This window comes from Campylobacter sp. RM5004 (assembly GCF_022369455.1).
Classification (GTDB): domain Bacteria; phylum Campylobacterota; class Campylobacteria; order Campylobacterales; family Campylobacteraceae; genus Campylobacter_E.
Window position 1 is genome coordinate 1,306,941 of the sequence record NZ_CP059599.1, and the last position, 14,916, is coordinate 1,321,856.

Annotated in this window: 15 protein-coding genes; 9 read left to right on the top strand and 6 right to left on the bottom strand. The window is 28.9% G+C overall.

Annotated features, from left to right (window positions below; all coding sequences use genetic code 11):
• Positions 1-50: 50 nt before the first annotated feature.
• From AVANS_RS06460 to dsrO, 3 genes are read right to left on the bottom strand one after another with little or no spacing between them, the layout of a single operon-like run.
• Entirely contained in the window at positions 51-2,969 is a 2,919-nt protein-coding gene (locus AVANS_RS06460; protein WP_239817073.1) for a molybdopterin-dependent oxidoreductase, read from the bottom strand.
• On the bottom strand, positions 2,966-3,985 hold the full coding sequence (gene nrfD, locus AVANS_RS06465; protein WP_239817074.1) for an NrfD/PsrC family molybdoenzyme membrane anchor subunit: 1,020 nt from the start codon (positions 3,983-3,985) through the stop codon (positions 2,966-2,968). The genes AVANS_RS06460 and nrfD overlap by 4 nt, the downstream gene beginning before the upstream one ends.
• Positions 3,982-4,728 carry a sulfate reduction electron transfer complex DsrMKJOP subunit DsrO gene (dsrO, locus tag AVANS_RS06470; protein ID WP_239817075.1) on the bottom strand — a complete coding sequence of 249 codons (747 nt, stop codon included), beginning with the start codon at positions 4,726-4,728 and terminating at the stop codon, positions 3,982-3,984. The genes nrfD and dsrO overlap by 4 nt, the downstream gene beginning before the upstream one ends.
• A 282-nt stretch (positions 4,729-5,010) precedes the next feature.
• Here dsrO and AVANS_RS06475 point away from each other — a divergent pair, with 282 nt between their 5' ends.
• From AVANS_RS06475 to AVANS_RS06495, 5 genes are all read left to right on the top strand, one after another.
• Positions 5,011-6,438, top strand: a complete 1,428-nt coding sequence (locus AVANS_RS06475; RefSeq protein WP_239817076.1) for a catalase — start codon at positions 5,011-5,013, stop codon at positions 6,436-6,438.
• 1 nt (position 6,439) lies between these two features.
• Positions 6,440-6,907: an ankyrin repeat domain-containing protein gene (locus tag AVANS_RS06480; RefSeq protein ID WP_239817077.1), complete on the top strand. Its 468-nt coding sequence runs from the start codon at positions 6,440-6,442 to the stop codon at positions 6,905-6,907.
• Positions 6,908-7,144: 237 nt separating this feature from the next.
• Complete coding sequence (locus tag AVANS_RS06485) at positions 7,145-7,843, top strand: transporter substrate-binding domain-containing protein (protein WP_239817078.1); 699 nt, start codon at positions 7,145-7,147, stop codon at positions 7,841-7,843.
• Positions 7,844-8,132: 289 nt separating this feature from the next.
• On the top strand, positions 8,133-8,849 hold the full coding sequence (locus tag AVANS_RS06490) for a transporter substrate-binding domain-containing protein (protein WP_239817079.1): 717 nt from the start codon (positions 8,133-8,135) through the stop codon (positions 8,847-8,849).
• 280 nt (positions 8,850-9,129) lie between these two features.
• Complete coding sequence (locus AVANS_RS06495) at positions 9,130-9,831, top strand: hypothetical protein (protein ID WP_239817080.1); 702 nt, start codon at positions 9,130-9,132, stop codon at positions 9,829-9,831.
• A 37-nt stretch (positions 9,832-9,868) separates the two neighbouring features.
• Here the strand turns inward: AVANS_RS06495 and yedF are convergent, their stop codons facing one another.
• Entirely contained in the window at positions 9,869-10,093 is a 225-nt protein-coding gene (gene yedF, locus AVANS_RS06500) for a sulfurtransferase-like selenium metabolism protein YedF (protein WP_239817081.1), read from the bottom strand.
• Positions 10,090-11,265 carry a selenium metabolism membrane protein YedE/FdhT gene (gene yedE / locus AVANS_RS06505; protein WP_239817082.1) on the bottom strand — a complete coding sequence of 392 codons (1,176 nt, stop codon included), beginning with the start codon at positions 11,263-11,265 and terminating at the stop codon, positions 10,090-10,092. Before yedE ends, yedF begins: the two co-directional genes overlap by 4 nt.
• A gap of 216 nt (positions 11,266-11,481) precedes the next feature.
• Here yedE and AVANS_RS06510 point away from each other — a divergent pair, with 216 nt between their 5' ends.
• From AVANS_RS06510 to AVANS_RS06525, 4 genes are all read left to right on the top strand, one after another.
• Positions 11,482-12,126 carry an amino acid ABC transporter permease gene (locus AVANS_RS06510; protein ID WP_239817083.1) on the top strand — a complete coding sequence of 215 codons (645 nt, stop codon included), beginning with the start codon at positions 11,482-11,484 and terminating at the stop codon, positions 12,124-12,126.
• Entirely contained in the window at positions 12,123-12,779 is a 657-nt protein-coding gene (locus AVANS_RS06515) for an amino acid ABC transporter permease (RefSeq protein ID WP_239817084.1), read from the top strand. The genes AVANS_RS06510 and AVANS_RS06515 overlap by 4 nt, the downstream gene beginning before the upstream one ends.
• Positions 12,779-13,519 carry an amino acid ABC transporter ATP-binding protein gene (locus AVANS_RS06520; protein ID WP_239817085.1) on the top strand — a complete coding sequence of 247 codons (741 nt, stop codon included), beginning with the start codon at positions 12,779-12,781 and terminating at the stop codon, positions 13,517-13,519. The genes AVANS_RS06515 and AVANS_RS06520 overlap by 1 nt, the downstream gene beginning before the upstream one ends.
• A 65-nt stretch (positions 13,520-13,584) precedes the next feature.
• Positions 13,585-14,397 carry a transporter substrate-binding domain-containing protein gene (locus AVANS_RS06525; RefSeq protein WP_239817086.1) on the top strand — a complete coding sequence of 271 codons (813 nt, stop codon included), beginning with the start codon at positions 13,585-13,587 and terminating at the stop codon, positions 14,395-14,397.
• A 144-nt stretch (positions 14,398-14,541) separates the two neighbouring features.
• Here the strand turns inward: AVANS_RS06525 and fliS are convergent, their stop codons facing one another.
• Entirely contained in the window at positions 14,542-14,913 is a 372-nt protein-coding gene (gene fliS / locus AVANS_RS06530; protein ID WP_239817087.1) for a flagellar export chaperone FliS, read from the bottom strand.
• Positions 14,914-14,916: the final 3 nt, after the last annotated feature.

Here is a 14,916-nt window from a genome sequence, read left to right on the forward strand (position 1 = left end):
CCTATTTCAAATTCCAAAAAATCAAAAGAATTTAAAACAGGAATTAAGCTTTATAATAAGCTTTTAATTTTTTCTACTTTTACACCAAATCCTTGTCTAGCAACTGAGCCTATTACAAAATCACTAATCAACGCATTTTCGCCTCTTAACTTATCGCTTGGAATTATATTTGCAATGCTTACGCCTGTTCTTTTTGCAATATTTTTTGCTATTAATTTACCATCTATATAAAAATCACTTCCACCTTCACCACGCCTTGCACGCCCATGCTCAATGCCTAATGCGTTTTCGTGAATACCTTTTCTTGTTCTTAAAATACCTATTATTTTTTTATCATCTCTAATTACTCTTATCAAATCACCATTTTTAAGCCCTAAATTACTTGCTGTAATTTCATTCATTTCAATATAATTTGAATATCTAAGATGAGTTAATTTTGAACTTGCAGCAGTTAAGCTTGAAAATATATTTGATTTATAAGAAAATGCTTTTAAGTCTAAATTATCTAAATCTTCACCATTTTTGTAACGCTGATTTAATAAATAAGGAACACCGCTATAATTTTCCCCCGTTAAAGAATCCTTACAAAGTGCTAAATTTTCATTATAAATAGCTACTTCTTTTTTATATCTTTTAGCTAAAAACTCGCCATCATAAGCTTTATTAACGTTTTCAAATTTACCACCCCTTGCCATACAAAAAAGTGCTTTTTTATAATGCTCTGGACTAATACTTTTAAGCTCATCATAAAATGGCAAACCTTTTATCTCATCTTCATTTATTTCATAATCAAACCCACCATCAAGAGCAACATTTATAAAACTTCTTAAATAATAATCACTTGGCTTATCTAAATTATAAAAATTACCATCTTTATCTTTTATAGCATTTTTACCAAACCCTGCTAAGCCTAATTTTTTGCCAAGTTCAATAACAAAGCTATCCATACAAACACTCTCTTCATTACTAAACTTAACATTAGGAGAATTTAAAATAGGAAATCTAAAATGACTTGCACGAGTTAAAGCCCCACCCCAAGGACTAACAATACCCCAAGTTTCATACATAACACTATCAGGAACAATATAATCAGCAAACATACTAGTTTCGTTTATAAATGGATCAATTGCTATAAATAAAGGTATTTTAGAGCTATCTTTTAAAGTATCTTTTATATTATTCATATTGCTTGCATAAGCAATATTTGCATTCCATGATAATAAAATATCTATTCCATAAGGATATTTTAAAGCAGCATTTGTAATAGCATCAGTGCAAATCGCATTTGTTAATGGATACCAAGGCAGTTTTGATGGATATGGATTTTCGTTGTTTTTTATTTTATTTTTATATTCACTTGTAATTTCATAAGGTTTTTTTGTCTTATCAACTCTAATTCCACTAGGTTTAATTTTGCCTTTAAATTTAGCTAACTCAAAAATTCCAGATAAATCATTAAATTTACCCCCACCTGCACTCATTCCACCAACTTTATTTAAATTACCAAGCAAGCCAACAAGCTCTAAAATCGCATAACCTGTATATAATCCAGTTGTTTGCATTGTCCCACCATGCAAGTCAAATGCAACTTTGCTTTTATATTGTTTAATCTTACTTATTAAATAATCATAATCAGCTTTTTTAACCCCACTCTTAGCTAATAACTCATTAACATCTAAATCCTTAACACTATCATACAACTTAACAAAACTTGTTTTAACATGCAAATCTTCGCCATTTAGATTAATAATTCCATCATAATAAATATTAGCTTTTTTGCATTCACTAGCCTTTTTTAATTCATTATCACAAATTACTAAAATCTCTTTATCAAGTCTAAGAAACTCGCCTTTTTTATAATTATCACTAGCACTTTGCACTACTAAATAAGCTGCGTTTGAATAACTAGCAAAATTAGGATCATTTAAATTAGATAAATATTCTTCATCATAAAGTTTATTTTCAATTACGCCTTTAATAAGAGCTAATACAAGATATAAATCCCCACCTGGTTTTATAGCAATCCACTTACCACAGCTTGCAGCACTTGAAGTTGAGTTTGTAAGTATCGGAGTGATTGTAACATACTCGCAATTTTTACTTTTTTTATCTGCAATTTTTAATCCTTGCCTTTTAAAAGGATTTCCTGCTTGAGCTGGAGCACTAGCAAAATTAATTAAAAATTCACAATTATCATAATCAGGTTTTAAATGTGGATATTTATCAAAATCATTTAAAAAACAAGCCATTGCAGCACGCATAGATAAGCCACATGTAGCAGTATGTCCATGAAAATTAATAGTTCCAAATGATTTTTGAAATCTTTCTTGAAAGAAATTCTTTCTTCCTTCATCACCTGTTGCGATAATACATAAACCATTTGCCTTTTTACCAAATTCAGGTGCATTATCGTCTATTAGTTCATCGTGATTATAGACTTCTTTAAAACCTTTTACATATCCTTCATTAAACAAATCGCCACCATTAACAATCTCATCTAAAAATTTCTCAGGTTCAATGCTTTGCCATTTGTTTTCTCCACGCTTTCCTACTCTTTTTAGGATTTGTGTAATTCTTGCTTTATCATTTAATTTATCAAAAACTAAATTCCCCCTAGCACAAACACTTGAATGGATTTTGCCTTGATTTAATAACGCAAAACTATCATTTATACTAGTATTCATATCAAGCCAAGGATCACTTGAGAGCAAACTATAAGGATTTCCGCTAACTTTTAAAACTTTATTATCTTTAACCTTAACCCTAACACCACAATGAGTTACGCAACCATTACAAACACTTGAATAGTATTTACCCGCATTTACATTTATACTATTTGCATAAACACTATCATTTACTTTAAGCCCAGCTTTTTGTAAGCCAATCATTTTCTTTATAGTTTCATTATATAAATACGCTCCAGCAACCCCACTAACACCTGCAGCTAATAAAAATTTTCTTCTACTCATTTAAAACTCTTTCTTAAATCTTTATCAAATATCGCAGCAAATAAACAAAATAAAGCTACACAAATACACCAATTACCAACAACAGAACCTAAACTATCACTACCTAATATCTTAAAAGAATATTCTGAAAATCCACTCATAATTTTTGGCATAGTATTACCTGCAAAAACCACATTAAACTTAAAGCAATAACTATAAGTAGCCATACTTAAAAATGTTAAAAGTAGTGAAAATTGATAGTTTTTAAGCTTTGTAAATAAATTTATTAGAATAATTAAAATCAAACAAAACTCAAGAATAAAAATCTCATAAAATCTAGCTAAAAATACATATTGATAAAGCTCTTTAATTTCTTTATTAAAGCCTAGCATAAAGCTAAACCAAAAAAATCTTAAAAGCAAATCAAGGATTATTAAATACCCTGCTACTTTTATTAGCTTATTAAAATCAATTGATACTTTTATTATTTTTGAATATATAAATAAAACCAATGCACATACTCCAACCCCACCAACGGCACCATTTACAATAAATAATAATGGTAAAACAGGCGTATTCCAAAAACTAACTCCAACACTAGCTCCTAAAATATAACCCGTATAGCCCGGAATACAAAAAGATAAAAATAAAGTAATTATTGCAAGCGTTTTTACATTTTTATTTTTTATATGCAAAAAAGCTAATATCATTAAAAATAAAGGATATACAATAAGTAAAATAACTCCCCATTTCATAGGAGAAGTTGGCAAGTTAGCCCAACCATTTAAGAAAAATTCTAATAATCTTGAAGGCTGTTTTAAATCATCTACTAGATTAAAAGGAACTGCAATTACACAAATTAATGAAATTAATAACGAAAATAATGCAGTATTTTTATATTGTTTTAATCCAAATACAAAATACAAACTCGCAATTAAAAATGCTCCAAAACTAGCCCCTGCAATAAAAAAATCATTAACAACATCTAAAGCCCATGTTCTTTGAACACTAAAACCTTCAATTATAACAGCACTCATCTTACACTCCACTCTTCTTCTAAAGCCATATCAAATTCTCTTGAAATATCTTGAAGCATTTTGTGATTTGGATTTATTTCATTTAATTCATTGTCTAAATTAATATAAAACACCCTTGGTTTTGTTCCAAAATGCTGTTTTAAAACGCTAGTTGGATAACTAGCTAAAAGTTTTGAAACTTCACTTGTTTTATCATTTAAATCTCCAAAAATTCTAGCCTTTCCAACACAAGTGCTAACACAAGCAGGAAGTTCATCATTATCTATTAAATGCGCACAAAAGGTGCATTTATCTGCTACTTTAGTTTCTTTATTAATAAATCTTTTATCATAAGGACATGCATTTACGCAGTAGCTACAGCCCCAACAAATATTACTATCAACTAAAACTAAACCATCTTTTCGCTTAAATGTTGCACCGGTTGGACATACGCTAACACAAGGAGGATTGTCACAATGATTGCAAAGCTCTGGCAAAAAAGCCTTAAATACTTCATCATTTTTGCTTAATTCATATTCGCTTACAAAAGATCTAAATTGATTTTGAGGAACTTTATTTTCATTAATACAGGCTGCTGTGCATGCATGGCAAGCAATACATCGCCTTAAGTCAATAACCATTGCATAACGCTTGGATGAATTGCCGATATACCTTTTATCAAGCATATCAATACCTTTATTGTGAAAACTAAATGCATAACTTGAAGTTGTCATTCCTATAAATACAAATTTTCTTCTATTCATAGTCTAGCCTTAAAGTGAAATAAAATTAGTATAAGTTGATAATGTGAAATTAAAGTTAAATCTTTATTACAATTTAAGTTAAAACTCAAATTCAAATTCCTATTTCAAATTCTAAAAAAATTCAAAGAATTTGAATTAGGAATTAGAAAAAGCTTAAATATTGAATAAATTTTATAATTTCAAAAGTAATAATTAAAATTTTTAAAAAATAATTTTTATTATTTACTAAATATTATCTTACTAAAAATATTATTCTCTCGTTTAATTAAAAAAGGAGAAATAATGAAACAATTAACAACAGACTTTGGTAACCCAATAGGTTCAAATCAAAACTCACTTACAGCAGGTGCAATGGGACCACTTTTAATGCAAGATTATCAACTAATTGAAAAACTTGCTCATCAAAATAGAGAAAGAATCCCAGAGCGTGCAGTTCATGCAAAAGGAAGTGGTGCTTATGGAGAACTAAGAATTACAGCTGATATTAGCAAATACACAAAAGCTAAAGTTTTTGCAAAAGGCGAAGTTACGCCACTTTTCTTACGCTTTTCAACAGTTGCAGGTGAAGCTGGTGCAGCTGATGCTGAAAGAGATGTTCGTGGCTTTGCTATCAAGTTTTACACAAAAGAAGGCGTTTGGGATTTAGTAGGTAATAACACTCCTACATTTTTCTTAAGAGATGCTTATAAATTCCCTGATTTTATCCACACTCAAAAAAGAGACCCAAGAACACACCTAAGAAGCAACAATGCTGCATGGGATTTTTGGACGCAAGTTCCTGAAAGTCTTCATCAAGTAACAATTCTTATGAGTGATAGAGGAATTCCTGCATCGTATCGCCACATGAACGGATATGGTTCTCATACTTATTCTTTTATTAATGATAAAAACGAAAGATTTTGGGTAAAATTTCACTTTAAAACCAAGCAAGGAATTAAGTGTTTAACAAACGAAGAAGCAGAAAAAATCATCGCAAAAGATAGAGAATCTCATCAAAGAGATTTATATGAAAATATTGAAAAAGGCAATTTCCCTGCATGGAGCGTAAAAATTCAAATCTTAGCTGAGAATGAAGTAAGCAAACTTGGCTTTAATCCATTTGACTTAACAAAAGTATGGCCGCATAGCGTTGCTCCACTTATTGAAGTTGGTGAAATGGTGCTAAATCGCAATCCACAAAATTATTTTAACGAAGTTGAACAAGCTGCATTTAGCCCAAGTAATATAGTTCCAGGTATAGGCTTTAGCCCTGATAAAATGCTACAAGCTAGAATCTTTAGCTATCCTGATGCTCAAAGATATAGAATCGGAGCAAACTATCATCAATTACCTGTAAATAGAGCTAAAAATGAAGTTCATACTTATAATGTCGCAGGTGCAATGAACTTTGGTATAGGAGATAACTTAGTAAACGGTGCTTATTATGAGCCAAATACCTTAAATGGAGCAATAGAAGATAATAAATATCTTGAGCCAGATTTAGCAGTAGGCAGCAGTGCAGCAAGATATGCTCCACTAGATAATGATTTTTACACACAACCAAGAAATTTATTTAATATCTTGCCAAGTGATGAAAAAGAAAGACTTTATAAAAACCTAGCAGCAAGTTTTGATGGTGTTAAAGTTGAAATCATAGAAAAAGCTCTAGCACATTTTGAAAAAATCAGCCCAGAATACGCAAACGGCGTTAAAAAAGCTTTAGGAAAATAATATGCAAGTAAGTAGTGCCGAATTAGCAAGATATGATGAGCTTTGTAAAATGGCATTAGATTTTGCTAGAAACAATGACCATAACACTCTTCTTAATATGATAAGAGCAGGATTTAATGTAGATTTTAAAGACCATCGTGGCAATACGCTTTTAATGTTAGCTTGTTATAACGGCTCTTACGAATGCGCAAAAATGCTTTTAGAAAATGGCGCAAATGTAGATATGAAAAACGATAAAGGGCAAACCCCATTAGCAGGGGTTTGCTTTAAAGGATATTTAGATATTGTTAAATTACTTGTAAGCTATGGTGCAAACATAAATGAAAACAACGGCTTAGGCATGACGCCTTATACATTCGCTCTTATGTTTGGAAGACTTGAAATAGCTGAGTATTTAACTACACAAAAAACTAGTCTATTAAAAAAACTAACCTTAAAAATATTAAAACTCTTCAAAAAAAGTAACTAAAAGTAACAAAGCAAATAATATTTTTTATTAAATATTATTTGCTTAACCTTTTTTGTGTTAATCTCAAGAATATTTTTTAAAGGAGATGACATGAAACAAAAACTTAGAACTAATTTATTTTTACTAACTAAAGCCCATTGACCCTTACCCTACTTTTTTAATCCCAAATTATTTTTATTATTGTTAATTTTTAATTTTTGCTTTTAGCATTTTTATATTTATTACAAAGGAAATTTTATGAAAAAAATTATTATTTTATTAGCATTTATTATGCAAATTTTTGCAAGTGATTTGATAAAAGTTGGTATGTCACCGGGTTTTGCTCCATTTGGCTATATTAAAGATGATAAAATTATTGGCTTTGATATTGATTTGGTTAATGAGATAGCTAAGGTTTTAGATATTAAAATAGAGTTTGTGCCTATGGATTTTGATGCTTTAATGGGCGCTTTAAAGCTTGGCAAAATTGATGTGATAGCATCAGGACTTAGCAATACACCTGCAAGGGCAAAAAATGTTGAGTTTAGCGATATTTATTATCAAGGTTCAAACTGCTTTTTAAGAAAAAAATCAAGAACCGATATTACTAGCTTAAACGGCTTAAGCGTAGGCGTTCAATTAGGCTCAATTCAAGCAAATATGCTAAATCAAATTCCAAATACAAAACCTTTTTTAAACTCTGAAATAGCTAATTTAGTATTAGCATTAGTAAATGATAAAGTTGATGCGGTAATTGTTGATAAATTAGTAGCTCGTGGATATTTAAACACTTATAATGAGCTTGAAATCTTTCAAGAATTAAAAGAAGAAAACGATGGAGTAAGCTTTGCCTTTGCTAAAGGAAATACAAAATTAAGAGATGATTTTAACAAAGCTTTAGAAGTTGTAAAAAGTCAAGGAATTTATGAAAAATTATTAGAAAAATATGAAATGTAAGAAATTTCATACTAAATTTTGTTAATTTTGTTTCATTTTGTTACAAAATTAACAAAAAAATTAAAATTATTACAAACATAAATGAGATTTACTGATATGATTATTTAAATTATTTTAAAGGAGTGAAAAATGCAAAAGAGTGTTGCTAAATTAATCTTTAAACTACGTTGATGCTTACTTCTATTTCTTAATTTCTCACATTTTTATCATTGTTAATTTTTATTATTGTTAGGTTTATTTTTTAGGTTTTGCTTTATGCAATTTTTATTTTTATTACAAGGAAAAATTTATGAAAAAATTATTATTAAGTTTTGCGTTAATTTCGCAAATATTCGCACAAGATATTTTAAAAATTGGAACAACATCAGGTTATGCTCCATTTGAGTATATTCAAAATGATGAATTAGTAGGCTTTGATATAGACTTAGTAAATGAGATAGCAAAAATTCTAGATATAAAAATAGAATATAAAGTTATGGATTTTGATGGACTTATTAATGCTTTAAAAGCTAAAAAAATTGATGTAATAGCAGCAGGTATGAATAAAACCGAGCAAAGAGCAAAAAGTGTAGAGTTTTCTAATCCTTATTATTTAGGAATGAATTATTTCGTAAAATTAAAAGATAATGATAAGTTTAATAATATTGAAGATTTAGAAAAAGGAGCGATATTTGGAACTCAAATAGGCACTTTACAAGCTGAAGAATTAAGTAATATTAAAGGCGTAAAACCATATTTAAATGCTGAATTAATAGTGCTTGTTTTAGCAACTATAAATAAAAAAATTGATGGATTTTTGCTAGAAGCTGCAGTTGCTAAAGGTTATATGAAAAGCTATCCTGAATTAAAAGTCTTTGCAAAAAAAGAAATAAAAGGAAGTGGAGCAAGCTTTGCTTTTGATAAAGGCAATACAAAATTAAGAGATAATTTTAATAAGGCTTTAGATATTTTAAAAGAAAACGGCACTTATTTAAAATTATTAAAAAAATACAATTTAGATAATTAAAAAATATTAGGAATTTAAATAAAATTCCTAATCAAATTTCATAAAATTTCGCAAGAATTTGAAATAGGAATTTAAATATTGTATATTAAGCTTATAAGATTTTAAGGAAAAATTTTGAATATAGATAATTTAAAAGATTATAAAATAAAAAAACGATTATTTATATAGCTTAGAGCTTATTAGATTATTTAATGATATTGTTGCTTTTTTATTATTAATTTGCACAATTTGTTTTATAGCTTACAATTTAGATAAACTACCTGAAGCTTCTCACACAGAAATGACTGAGATTAGATTAAGAGGAAGAGGCGAAGCTACAATAATTGTCGGTATATTTTTTATTTTTTTATTCATAAAGACAAATCATATTAAAAGGCTTAGATTTGTTAAAAATAATGATTTTTACATTAGCGTAGATAAAGAAAAGATATATTTTGAAACATATGCAGTAGATAAAGAAGGTCTTTTTGATATTGCTAAAAGTTATAAAAAAGTAAGCGAAACGATAAATAAAAGCGATATAGTTTTTAGATTACAATCTAAGCGACCTGCTTTAGCGTATTCACATATATTTGATAAAGATACTTACAATACTAAAGAAATAGAAAATAAAAGCTTAAATTATAGATTAGACTACCCTATAACTAGAATCATTTTCTTTCCTATAGTTATGTTTTTTGCAATATTAAATATTTTATCAAGCTATTTAATATTGTTTTTATTAAATGGTAAAAACTTAAAAACTTACACAATATATCAAACTAAAACCAAGCTATTTTCATTGCCTTTTGTTGATGATTTATCGGTTTATTTTTTATACACTGAATATAGATTAAAACATTCTGCGATAAGCAAAGGAGCTTACGAAATAGAGCATAGAGAAGAAGCACAACCATTAGGCGAAAAATACATAGCAAAACAGCGTAAGAAAATTGAAAAGATTTTAAAAAAGAAAAACCTAATTCCGAATTCAAATTCTTAAACTTTTCAAGCAAAGACTTTAAAGCCCTTGCTAATTATTAAGATTTTGTTATATAAAATCCTAAAACCGAGCCATTTTGAACGACTTCGCAACTATGACCTAATTTTTTCATATCAGGCACAATTCCATTAATACTTTGCGGACAATCGCTAATAATTTCTAGCACTTCGCCACTTTTAAGTTTATTGATTGCTTCGTTTGCAACTATTGCTGGATATGGACATGGCTCACCTAAAAGCGTTATAGAATAATCAATTTTCATTTTTTACTCCTTGCAAAAAATAAAATTAAAGCAATGCTTATTAAAAACAATGCAAGATTTATACTAAAGCCTGAATATCCACTAAGCTTAATTTTCTCACCTGCTAAAAACCACTTAGGCAAATAATCATAATTTAAAGCAATTAGCATAGTTCCTAAGATATTTCCAACGCCAACTACCATAAAATGAGTTTGCCCTTCTACTGCACGATATAAAAATCCGCACTCACAACCACCCGCAAACACAATGCCAAAGCCAAATATAAATGCACCCACACAAAGCGCTAAAGATATTTCTAAAACCTTAGCGTTATAGCCTTTATTTAATAAAGCAAATACAAAAATACTAGCAATTAGCATTGAGATAAACAAAGCTAATGAAAAACCATAACGCTTGAATAAAAACAAATCTCTAAAACAAGATGTAAAACAAATCTGACCTTTTTGAATAAGCCAACCAAAAATAAGCCCAAAAACAAGAGCAATAGGTAGATTTTTTGTATCATTAATCGCAAGATAGATAAAAAATACAAAAAAAGCACTCAAACTTAAAAAGAAAATTATTTTATTTTTTTGATTAATTTTAGAATCAATTTTAAGCTGTGGGGTGTTTGTCTTAATCATTTCGTATTTTGGAGCAAATATTTTAATCTTAAGGGTTAAAATGGCTGCTATTACTCCAAACATCATAAAAATCGCAAATACCCAAGTATGCAATGAAAAATAAGGAAGTCCGGTGAAAAAATTTGCTAGATTACATCCCCAAGCAAGTCTTGCACCAAAACCCGCTAATATCCCGCCGATTAGTGCTTGAAAAAATCTTGTTTTAGAAGCAATTTTTCTAAAATAAACTTTATTAGCAATACTAGCAGCTAACAAACAGCCAATAATTAGCCCTATAATCATCACTCCATCTACACGAGTAAGCATTGTGCCATTTAGGTTTTGCTTTTGATAATAAGAATATGAGCTTAAATCAATTCCAAAAAGTTCTAGAATTTCTCCGCCTATGCGAGTAAATTCACCAGTTACTGCAAACACACCGCCAAAAATAGCAAAATACAAAGTTGCCATAATACTAAGCAAAATAACAGCTTTTGAATTGCTATAAAAATTGTCTAAATAAGTGTGTTTAAAATGTGCTAAATCAGCACCGAAGTTAGAAGTTTTCATAAGTTGTCCTTGTATGGCTAAAACTTAGCCGAAATTAAAAGCTTGATTATAAATAAGCAAAACTTTTAATATGCTTAAAATTTTATATCAAAATTAGACTAATTACAAAACTTAAATTCCTATTTCAAATTCTTTAAAATTTTAAAGAATTTGAAATAGGCATTTTGATTTATCAAAAAAGGATATATTTTAACCCATTTTGATTTAGGGGTTAAGATGGATTTTGAGATTATTAAAGAGTATTATCCACTTTTTATTGATGCTTTTTATCTAACTATAAAACTCGCTTGTTATGGAGTGATTTTGTCATTTTTAATAGGTTTGTTTTGTATGTGGGTAGAGCTTCATAGGTTTAAGTTTTTAAGATTAGTTTGCAATGCTTATATTGAGCTTTCACGCAATACTCCACTTTTAATTCATTTATTTTTCTTATATTATGCCTTGCCAAAAATAGGCATTAAACTTGAAGCTTTTTCTTGTGGAGTAATAGGACTTGCTTTTTTAGGTGGTAGCTATATGGCTGAAAGTCTTAAGGCTGGGCTTAATGCGATTAGCAAGCATCAAATTGAGGCAGGATATGCCCTAGCTTTAAGTAAAAATCAAGTTTTATATCACATCATTTTGCCACTTTCTCTTAGAGTATCAATAACTAGTATAAGTGCAAATATTATATTTTTATTCAAAGAAACTTCGGTTGTAAGCGTAATCGCTCTAGCTGATTTGGTTTATACTACAAAAGATATTATTGGGCTTTATTATGTTACAAATGAAGCTTTATTTATGTTATGCGTAGCTTATTTTATAATGATTTTACCATTATCTTTAATACTTAGCTTAATAGAAAAAAGGATTAGAAGATGAGTGAAATATTGTTTGATTTAGATATTTATAAAAGACTTTTTGAAGGTTTAAAAGTTACGCTTTTTATATCATTTGTTTCTATATTTTTTTCTATTATTGGCGGACTTATTTTAGGTGTTTTTATGAGTTTAGGAAATAAAATTATTTTTTATATTCTAAAAATAATGCTTGAAATTGTAAGATTTATGCCTATTATTGTTTGGTTGTTTTTGATTTATTTTGGAATGTCTAGCTGGCTTAGTTTAGATGCGATTACTGCTAGTATAATCGTTTTTGTTATTTGGGGAGTTTTTGAAATGATGGATTTAGTAAGGGGTGCTTTGCTTAGTATTCCTAAACATCAGTTTGAAAGCTCAAACGCTCTTGCACTTAGCAAGTATCAAATGTATAGATTTATAATCTTACCACTTGCAGCAAGAAGATTGCTTCCTAGTGTGATAAATCTTTTAAGCCGTATGATAAAAACTACTTCTGTTGCTTATTTAATAGGCGTTGTAGATGTTTTAGCAATAGGCAATCAATTAAAAGAAGTTACATTGCTTACAAGTAATTTCGCACCTTTATATATTTATACAATAATATTTTTTATATATTTTATTATTTGTTATCCTTTATCAAAAATATCAAAAATCCTAGAACAAAGGTGGAGCTAATGAGTATTTTAAAACTTGAAAATATCAATAAATTTTATGGTAAAACCCATGCTTTAAAAAATATTTCTTTTGAAGTTAATAAGGGCGAAGTGGTTGTTTTAATAGGCCCTAGTGGCTGTGGAAAAAGCACAACTTTAAGATGTATAAATGGACTTGAAAATATTGCAAGTGGAAATATTTATATAAAAGATGAAGTAATTTCAAAAGATTTTAAAAACTGGCAAGAAATTAGAAAATATGTTGGAATGGTGTTTCAAAGTTATGAATTATTTGATCACTTAAGCGTAATTGAAAACATTTTATTAGCACCTATAAAAGTGCAAAATAGAAAAAAAGATGAAGTTTTAAAAGAAGCTTTAGAATTACTTAAAAAAGTTGGCTTAGAACACAAGCTTAACGCCTATCCAAAAGAGCTAAGCGGCGGACAAAAACAAAGGATTGCAATAGTAAGAGCTTTGTGTATGAACCCTGAAATTATGCTTTTTGATGAAGTTACGGCTGCGCTTGATCCTGAGATTGTAAGAGAAGTTTTAGATGTATTATTAAATCTTGCAAAAGAAGAAAAAACAATGCTAATTGTAACTCACGAAATGGCGTTCGCAAGAGCAGTTGCTGATAAAATAATTTTTATGGATAGTGGAGAGATTATAGAAATTGCAAGCCCTGAAGAGTTTTTTACTAGACCTAAAAGTAACCGAGCGAAACAATTTTTAAATATGTTTGATTTTAAAAAGGATTAAAATTATCTTTTATTAATAATTTCAAGTTTAAATTTATCTACATTTTAATTTAAAGGAGTGTAGTTATGAAAAAAACTATTTTATCATTAGTTGCAGGGGCAATTCTAACCTGTTCGTTAAATGCTAGAAGTTTAGCAGAAATTAAAGCAGAAGATAATATTAAAATCGGTGTTTTTGCTGATAAACCACCATTTGGTTTTGTAGATAAGGCTGGTAATTATCAAGGTTATGATGTTTATTTTGCAAAAAGAATTGCAAAAGATTTATTAGGAGATGAAACAAAGGTTGTTTTTGTTCCTGTTGAGGCTGCTAGTAGGGTTGAGTTTTTGTTATCTAATAAAGTTGATGTAATTTTAGCAAACTTTACAAAAACTCCAGAAAGAGCAAGAGTTGTTGATTTTGCATTGCCTTATATGAAAGTTTCTTTAGGTATTGCAAGTCCTAAAAATGCAGAGATTAAAGATATTAGCGAATTAAATGGAAAAACTTTAATCGTAAATAAAGGCACTACTGCAGATGCTTATTTTACAAAGAATAAAAACGGCGTAAATCTAGCAAAATACGACCAAAATACTGAAACTTTTGGAGCTTTATTAGATGGTAGGGGTGCTGCACTTGCACACGATAATACCTTGCTTTTTGCTTGGGTTAAGAATAATCCTGAGTTTGTAGTAGGAATTAGTGAATTAGGCGATATTGATGTGATTGCACCTGCTGTTAAAAAAGGAAATACTGAATTGCTTGAATGGATTAATGCAGAAATTATCAAACTTGGTGAAGAACAATTCTTTCACAAAAACTACGATGAAACTCTAGCACCTGTTTATGGCAACGATATTGATAAAGAAAGCGTTGTGGTAGAAGGCGGAAAACTTTAATAAACTTAAATTCCTATTTTAAATTCTTTAAAATAGGAATAACTTTTTTAATATTTTAAAGCTTGAAAATATGTGTAATTTAGAAGATAAAAATAGCTAGAATTTGAATTAGGAATTACAAATCCCTAATTCTTATATTTTTAATTAAAGCTCCATATGATTTACTTCACGCCAAGCTTCAAGCAGACCATTAGCAACTCTCATAACCTCATCTAATTTAGCAGGGTCACTATCAATTATAACCTTACTAAGCGTGCTAATTTGGTGAGAATAAAGTCCTTGTAGATAATAACTTACTTCTCCTTGTTCAAAATCTAAGCAATTTAATAATTCCACAAATATCGCTGTGGCTTTTTTGATATTTAAGCATTTTTTTTCTATATCATCTTTTTCAATTGCTTTTTTTGCACGAGAGCAAAATCTAAGTATGCCCTCGTATAAAAGTTCAATCATTTTTTCATTACTATCTACTGCTATGTTATTTTGTGAATAACTTGCGTATGCGTTACTTACCATTCA